A 6718-nucleotide genomic window follows, 5' to 3' on the forward strand; every position below is an offset into this window, starting at 1 on the left:
AAGAAGAACACGACAGAAAAGCAGTTAAGGCTTTTAATGAAGTAAAGAAACATAAAAAATTAAGAGCTGCCGCACAAAGTCAGGCTGCTAATGTCAGAGAAAATAGAGGCAGGTTGCTCAAAGAATATAATTCAAATCTGCCACTAATAGAGTTGAAAATGGAGAAGGCTAACAATGATAAATAAAATAATAAAACTACTTTATGTAGAAATGATAATTGCAGTTTATTTGACGATAACTTTATTAATTCATTCGTAAATAACTGATTACTCCAGAAATAGATTTAAGCAGCGGTTATTTTAATCAATGACCGTTGCATTAAGTTTATTTGATGCTTAGAAGGCGTTTAAAAGCGTTAACCTGATTAATACCCCACTTTGCAAAAACTTTTGCCTTGTAGAGCCTCTGTTATATTGGATAAACAGCCTATAAAGGTTGATATGTCGGGGATAACAAGGGGTCAGGTACTATTTTAAACGATTACTCAATTTAAATAGTCCTTCAAAATGGTATAAGGTTATAAACCCTGTTATGTCGGGAAGGTTGGAGGGTGTCAACTATACTCAAAATACTGCTGCAGGTTTTCTCCTTTTACTAGCCTTATATAGCTGAAAGACTTTGAGCCTTTGCTATCACTGGAAGGTTAAAAAAATGATATACTGCTATCGACAAGTTGAAAGATTTATTTAAATAAAATATTTATGTGAATATGCCACTAATTTGTTGACAAAACACTTTTGAGTTGATATACTTAACATAGTAAGTGAATGAGCCACTATTTCATACAGAATGGTGGAGCATACTCAAAAGGAGGTTTTACAGGTGGCTAAAAGAAAAATACCTGATGTTCTGACAGAGGAAGAGGAGCAAAAGCTATTAAATGTATTCAATGAAAGGTATTTATCACCAACTAGAAATAAAATAATGATCCAGTTAATGCTTAAAACAGGTTTGAGGTTATCAGAGGTTATTAATTTAAAGTGGAATAATATTAATTTACAAACTGGTAAGCTGAAAGTTGTTAATGGCAAAGGTGGTAAGGATAGGATAGTTTGGTTTAATAATGGTACTTTGGATAAGCTAAGAGAGTGGAGGCAGCGACAGGCAGACGAGATAGGTGCTGCTGACTATGTATTCACTACCAGCAAGGGTAAACAGCTTAAAGCTAATGATGTCAGAAAAATGGTATATAGATACGCTGAGAAGGCAGGGATTCAAGAGGAAGTTGAAAAACATTATCATGATGAAGAAGGCAACAAACTAGCTGAAACTTATAATCAGAAGAAGGTTAGTCCTCACACTTTTAGACATACATTCGCAACAAGGCTTTTGAAGGAAAGCAATAATCTGAGAGTGGTGCAAAAGGCTTTGGGTCATTCTGATATATCTACAACTCAGATATACACTCATATTGTTGATACAGAGCTTGAAAATGCTATGAAGGCGTTAAAATAATAAGGGGTGGGTAAAATGAAACAGTATTTGATTAAAGCTAGAACAAAGGGGTTTAAGCATAACAGCCCGATTAGATCTCATATATTTGCTGCAGATGAAGAAACTGCAATGATGAAATTTAGGGCTGAATATGATAAAGAAGAAAACATTAATTATAATCAGGTAGAATTTATATCTATCGAAGAAGTAAAATAAACTTTGGACTCCTGAGCTTTCATCTCCAGCTTAGGAGTTATTTTTTGCAATACACTTGATTAATTTAGTAAATTGTATTACAATTAAGAAAATGGTTAACATAAAATATTAAAAATTACATATAAAAAAAGAATTGCCCAGTCGGTGTTGGAAGCACCACTGAGCGAACTACCACTTCCCAAACAAGCAGTAGTTGAATTCTTACAACTTAATTATATCAAAAGTTGTGAGGATTGACAAGAGAAATTTTAGGACTTGCTGGGAAACTGGTTAGTCCTTTTCTATTTGATGCAGGAAAAGGTGCTGAGGTTAGAGGAATAACTCAGCATACTAAAACAACTGCCGGGCTGGCTGTCCCGATTAAGCTAAGATGAGAAAATAACTAAGCCACTCAGATGTGCAGCAGTAAATTGCGATGCTATTTATATAGTTTCAGACGGATTGATTGCTGCGACCGTCCTAGACTGCTGAGAATAGCTGTTTAAGCTGTTTTTAGTGGTGGATAATATCCTAAGTAGGTGAAACTCCTACACGATTTAAAGCTAGACCTGAGGTCGTCAGAAGGATAGCAGGGAAAGTCCTGCCACTGTGAAGAAACTTCGAGCTCTGCAAAGGGCAGATGTTAGGTGTTATCTCTTTATTGCAAGGGGATAACGCTGCTCAAATTTGCTTGAGATACAAGGGCAGTCTGCTCAAGAACGATTACTGATAGTTGCCTAAGTCTGCTCCCGGACCAGTAAAAGAAAAAGTGAAAAGGGCAGTCTGCTCAAGAACGATTATTGATAAATCAGAATAAAAACAGAATAAAAACAGAATCTCAGCTTGATTTTTGGGGATTATATGTTACAATAGAAGTAGAAGAAAAGTTGGCAGTTTGATGATAGAGAACAGTTGATATTTGAGGGGTTCGGGTGTATAATAGTATTAGAAGAAAAGAGTTCCGATTGAGTTCCGATTTCAGTTGATAACTGGGCAATCTAGGTGTATAATAGAAGTAGAAGGTGGAAGGTGAACAATAAGTGAACTATTCGTGAACTTTAGACTTGACTTTTGGGGATTCTATGATATAATAATAATATAAGATGAAAAGTTAACTTGATCGAACTATATTTTTTTAGTTTAAAGAGAAATTAGTTTTCTAAAAGGAAGTGATGAAAGTTAAAACACTAAATAAAGCAATTGAGATAATCGAGAAACAAGGCTATGATGTACCAACGAAAAGAACTCTAAGCTATTGGATTAAGCGAGGGGTTCTTTCTAGTTATGAGTATAAAGAGCATCTGGGGCAACAGGGATTAAATGTTTTATATCCAGATGAAATAGTTGCTGAAATTATTGCAGTTATTGAGTTAAAGGAAAGTTTAACGCTTGATGAAATAGCTAGAGCTAGAGCTGGAAACGGAATTGCAGTTGAGGCTTATAACGATAAGCTAGAAGAAATTAAACAAGCTATTAAATAACAATTTTATATAAATTTTAGCAGCAGATAAATTATTGGTAGCTCCAATAGTTGAAAAGCAAGGGCTTCCTGATCCTCTGTTTCTGCTGTTTTTTTATTAAATAATTCAGGAAATACTACAGGAGGTATTAAAATAATGGAAGAACAAAAAACAAAAGCAGGGAGATTAACAAGCTATTTAATTGATGATGGAATGATACCACTCAACAAAAAGTTGATCCATATTGTTGGAGCTAATACTGCAATATTTTATGGAGAATTGCTCAGAAAATATGATTACTTTGAAACTAGAGGAGATTTAACTGACGATGGTTATTTCTTCAACACTATTAAGAATATGAGGCTTGACACTGGTCTGACTAGATACTATCAAGATGAGGCTATTAATACATTAGTTGAATTGGGAATGATAGAAAAGGATAACAGACCCGTTCCTAATAGTCCAAAATCTCAGGATATTAGACATTTTAAAATTAAATTTGATTATAACACTATTGATGAAATTTTAGAAAAAGGTGTTGAAAATAAAGAGAAATTAGCTGAGAAATTAGCAAAAAAGAATAAAGAAGATAAGCAAAAACTGCTTGAATACAGCGACAAGTCGCACAGTGTAAATGGTTTACAATGTACAATGCAAGAGAGTTACAATGTACAATGTAACTCAGTTACAGTTAATAAGAATAAAGGTAATAAGAATAAATTAAATAATTATAAGGGAAGTTACTCTGAAAGTAACTCCGAGAATGTTGAAACTTTTAGTTTTGCTAATAAAGAAGTTAAAGATTTGATTAACAAAAAAGATAATTCTAATCTAATTGAGAGTAATATTTTTAAATATATAACAAAATATGCAGTCGAAACTGGAAGTAGTCATCCAAGATTAAAGTTGAGCCAGTGGCAGCAAGTAGTGGATAATATACTTTTTGAATCTGAGAGAGTTGGTTTAATTGCAAAGGAATATTTCAGCAAAGTATTAGAGCAACATTTTAACACTAATTACAATAACGGCAATTGCGACTATAATATTTTACACTTTATTAGTGGCAGAAATATCCAAAATAGAGTTTATGAAGTTGAAGACGAGTTGGATAAGATTCCAGCTCCTTAACAATAACCTCCTATTTCACCAGCCTGTTATTTTCAATAATAGCAGTTGGTGGAGATAATATAAATATGATGAAGTGTTAAAGTTAAAGCAATTACAAAGGGTTCCGCTGATTTCCATTTTATTACAAAGGTGGTGATTACATTACTAGCTTAGAGAGAAGGCTCAAAAGAATTGAGGAAGAATACTCGCACTTATTTGATAAGCATATATTGTTGGGAGGCAAGGAAACTGTTATCGCTGAAAATGGAAAGCAAGTTGAGCTGACTAAGGCTGATTATATGGAAGTAATCCGAGAAATTACAAAGGAGGTGTGGCAGGAGAATTACACTGCTAAAAGCGAGTTTATACCACTTCTTAGAAATTGCAGGAATGAGAGTGGTGCAGCATATTATTTGAGGGAGGGGTGGTTATCAGATAGGACAAGAAAATAATTCTATGAAGGAGGTGATATTATGTTTATGCTAGTTGTAAATTCAATTGGTGATGCTGGAGTTGTTAGAGGTGCATCTGCTGACGGCAAAAAGTTAAAGGTTGACTGGAATAACGGTGGCTATCAGTGGGAAGAAGAAGAAAATTTACATTTAATCGGTAGGACTACTTGGGCTGGGCGAAACTGGAAAGAAAAAATCTCCACTGCTGACGACAGGGAGATAATCACAAATTACAGATATTAATTTGACTTGACTATAAATATTTTAACAAATTATTCTTAGTTTGAAAAGAATTTAAAATTTAATCTGAGATACATTTTAAGATGAATAACAAAGTTAGTGGTCTTTTTTTAATGCTAAAAAATAACAATGTACTCAAACTGAGGGGCAGCTATCTAGTCAATAGTTGCCTTAAATTTAAAATAAATTAACAGTAAGAATGGTATTAATTAGCAATGTTTTGCCAGTGGTGAAACTGCTGTGATGTACAGCAAAACAGGGAAGTTAAGCAAAAGGAGGTTTTTTGATGAGTGGAGCTAATAAGATGTATAAAAATAAGATTCATTTAACTGATATAGACAGTTGCAGACGATATTTAAGCAGAGTTATTAATCAGTTAGACGCTGGAGCTATTGACGGACAAGCTGCCAGAGATAGAGGTTATATAATTAAAATTATCGCTGAGCTAATCAAAGACGGTGAACTCAGTGAAAGAGTTGAAGAATTGGAAAAAATGCTTGAGATTGAAGGTGCTGCATAATGAGTAGGATTGAAAGCAGACTCAATCGCTTAGAGGCAGCAATGAAGAAGGATAAGCTGGAGCTGCAGTTGATAACAGGCGACAGCATACTCTTAGACAACAGCGACTTATTGAGCTTATTTAATGAATCTATAAGCTATATTCCTGTTAAAGCAAAGAATGGAGAAGTCCACTTTCCAGCAGCTCAGGAAGAACTGTCAGATAATATGCTTTCAGTGATGTATGCTAAGGAAGGACAAGATCCGTTTATTGATAATGTTAAAAAGATAATGACTGAATATAAGGAGGCAACAGAATGAAAATAATAGATGCTATTGCTCCAGATATGCCACAAAAGGAGCTTGAGGAGATGCAGGACTATATACTATTGACAGATGATTTAAACGCTGAGGAATTGCAAATAATAGGTGCTGCACTCTTTACAACTTTAAGCGATGATGATAAGAAAAAGATAATAGGTTCAATTGATGATTTAAGAAATTTAACTAAAACACTAAAAGGAGATGATTGTTAATGAGTTATTTCAAAGAATTTGATGCAATTAAGAGGGCTAAAGAAAAGTATGATAAGGATATTAAACAGCTAGAGGATAAAATACAGGAAAAGAAAAATGTTAAATTTCAGGTTGAGCATATGGAGCAAAGAAGAAAAGAACAATTAAGTAAATTACAGCAGCAAGTTGAGGACCGGAAAGCTAAATATCAAAAAGACTTAAAGAAGGGCTATAAGCGAGAGTTTGAGAAAATAGCTTCTTCTACTGGATACGGTGAAAGTAATGCCGTTGAAACTGAAACAGAAATAAAGCATTTAGAAGGAAAATCACAGGCTGAAATTCAGATGAAGGCTAATCAATTCAATAAGAATGGAAACCACGAAGGATTAAGACTTTTAGAGAATAAAATATCTAAAGGAGAAATACCGAATGTTAATTTAGGAGATTATGAAAGTTTTGATGACCAGGTAGAACAGCTTGATAATTATTTCAAAGGGAAGTACGGACAAACCACCAGCCGAATCGGTGAAACTGGAGAAGCTGTCGGAGAATTAAAAGACGAACTGGGGCTGATATAATGCAGCTGAAATATTTAAAAACTGTCTTTGATGCTGATAAATATAATATCACTGAGGAAGAATTGGAAGGACTGCCGTTAAAGGACCAGGTGCAGCTTGTAGCAGATAAGATGCAGCGGTTTGCTGATCAGCAGACAGCAATTAAAGAAGAACACGACAGAAAAGCAGTTAAGGCTTTTAATGAAGTAAAGAAACATAAAAAATTAAGAGCTGCCGCACAAAGTCAGGCTGCTAATGTC

At 34.2% G+C, this 6718-nt stretch carries 13 protein-coding genes; all 13 read left to right on the forward strand.

The features are described 5' to 3' along the window. The coding region (locus C8C76_RS15245; protein ID WP_181248244.1) for a hypothetical protein at positions 1-185 on the forward strand (185 nt) is incomplete at its 5' end. A 637-nt stretch (positions 186-822) separates the two neighbouring features. After that, positions 823-1455 (forward strand): tyrosine-type recombinase/integrase, encoded by a 633-nt coding sequence (locus C8C76_RS14595; protein WP_108142916.1) that lies wholly within the window; start codon positions 823-825, stop codon positions 1453-1455. A gap of 15 nt (positions 1456-1470) precedes the next feature. After that, complete coding sequence (locus tag C8C76_RS14600) at positions 1471-1650, forward strand: hypothetical protein (RefSeq protein ID WP_108142918.1); 180 nt, start codon at positions 1471-1473, stop codon at positions 1648-1650. A gap of 233 nt (positions 1651-1883) precedes the next feature. Further along, on the forward strand, positions 1884-2024 hold the full coding sequence (locus tag C8C76_RS15250) for a hypothetical protein (RefSeq protein ID WP_181248246.1): 141 nt from the start codon (positions 1884-1886) through the stop codon (positions 2022-2024). Positions 2025-2801: 777 nt separating this feature from the next. Beyond that, positions 2802-3110 carry a hypothetical protein gene (locus C8C76_RS14605; RefSeq protein ID WP_108142920.1) on the forward strand — a complete coding sequence of 103 codons (309 nt, stop codon included), beginning with the start codon at positions 2802-2804 and terminating at the stop codon, positions 3108-3110. A 135-nt stretch (positions 3111-3245) separates the two neighbouring features. Further along, positions 3246-4217 carry a hypothetical protein gene (locus tag C8C76_RS14610; protein WP_108142922.1) on the forward strand — a complete coding sequence of 324 codons (972 nt, stop codon included), beginning with the start codon at positions 3246-3248 and terminating at the stop codon, positions 4215-4217. A 212-nt stretch (positions 4218-4429) separates the two neighbouring features. Then, positions 4430-4648, forward strand: a complete 219-nt coding sequence (locus C8C76_RS14615) for a hypothetical protein (RefSeq protein ID WP_108142931.1) — start codon at positions 4430-4432, stop codon at positions 4646-4648. A 21-nt stretch (positions 4649-4669) separates the two neighbouring features. Beyond that, positions 4670-4891 carry a hypothetical protein gene (locus tag C8C76_RS14620; protein ID WP_108142933.1) on the forward strand — a complete coding sequence of 74 codons (222 nt, stop codon included), beginning with the start codon at positions 4670-4672 and terminating at the stop codon, positions 4889-4891. A 283-nt stretch (positions 4892-5174) separates the two neighbouring features. Then, positions 5175-5408 carry a hypothetical protein gene (locus C8C76_RS14625; protein WP_108142935.1) on the forward strand — a complete coding sequence of 78 codons (234 nt, stop codon included), beginning with the start codon at positions 5175-5177 and terminating at the stop codon, positions 5406-5408. Next, the gene (locus tag C8C76_RS14630) at positions 5408-5707 is read left to right on the forward strand and encodes a hypothetical protein (RefSeq protein ID WP_108142937.1); all 300 of its coding nucleotides are present in this window, start codon (positions 5408-5410) and stop codon (positions 5705-5707) included. The genes C8C76_RS14625 and C8C76_RS14630 overlap by 1 nt, the downstream gene beginning before the upstream one ends. Further along, positions 5704-5922 carry a hypothetical protein gene (locus C8C76_RS14635; RefSeq protein WP_108142939.1) on the forward strand — a complete coding sequence of 73 codons (219 nt, stop codon included), beginning with the start codon at positions 5704-5706 and terminating at the stop codon, positions 5920-5922. The genes C8C76_RS14630 and C8C76_RS14635 overlap by 4 nt, the downstream gene beginning before the upstream one ends. Further along, a complete protein-coding gene (locus C8C76_RS14640) occupies positions 5922-6479 on the forward strand; it encodes a hypothetical protein (protein ID WP_108142941.1) in 558 nt (185 codons plus the stop codon). The genes C8C76_RS14635 and C8C76_RS14640 overlap by 1 nt, the downstream gene beginning before the upstream one ends. After that, positions 6479-6718, forward strand: a 240-nt coding sequence (locus C8C76_RS14645; RefSeq protein ID WP_146161879.1) for a hypothetical protein, incomplete at its 3' end; no start/stop codon positions are given. The genes C8C76_RS14640 and C8C76_RS14645, both read left to right, overlap by 1 nt.

Source organism: Halanaerobium saccharolyticum (assembly GCF_003053565.1).
Lineage (GTDB): Bacteria > Bacillota > Halanaerobiia > Halanaerobiales > Halanaerobiaceae > Halanaerobium > Halanaerobium saccharolyticum_B.

Excerpts from the sequence above, each read along its gene's own strand:
- C8C76_RS14605 (WP_108142920.1), top strand. The coding sequence starts at position 2,802 with ATGAAAGTTAAAACACTAAATAAAGCAATTGAGATAATCGAGAAACAA.
- C8C76_RS14620 (WP_108142933.1), top strand. The coding sequence starts at position 4,670 with ATGTTTATGCTAGTTGTAAATTCAATTGGTGATGCTGGAGTTGTTAGA.
- C8C76_RS14610 (WP_108142922.1), top strand. The coding sequence starts at position 3,246 with ATGGAAGAACAAAAAACAAAAGCAGGGAGATTAACAAGCTATTTAATT.
- C8C76_RS14625 (WP_108142935.1), top strand. The coding sequence starts at position 5,175 with ATGAGTGGAGCTAATAAGATGTATAAAAATAAGATTCATTTAACTGAT.
- C8C76_RS14630 (WP_108142937.1), top strand. The coding sequence starts at position 5,408 with ATGAGTAGGATTGAAAGCAGACTCAATCGCTTAGAGGCAGCAATGAAG.
- C8C76_RS14600 (WP_108142918.1), top strand. The coding sequence starts at position 1,471 with ATGAAACAGTATTTGATTAAAGCTAGAACAAAGGGGTTTAAGCATAAC.
- C8C76_RS14640 (WP_108142941.1), top strand. The coding sequence starts at position 5,922 with ATGAGTTATTTCAAAGAATTTGATGCAATTAAGAGGGCTAAAGAAAAG.
- C8C76_RS14635 (WP_108142939.1), top strand. The coding sequence starts at position 5,704 with ATGAAAATAATAGATGCTATTGCTCCAGATATGCCACAAAAGGAGCTT.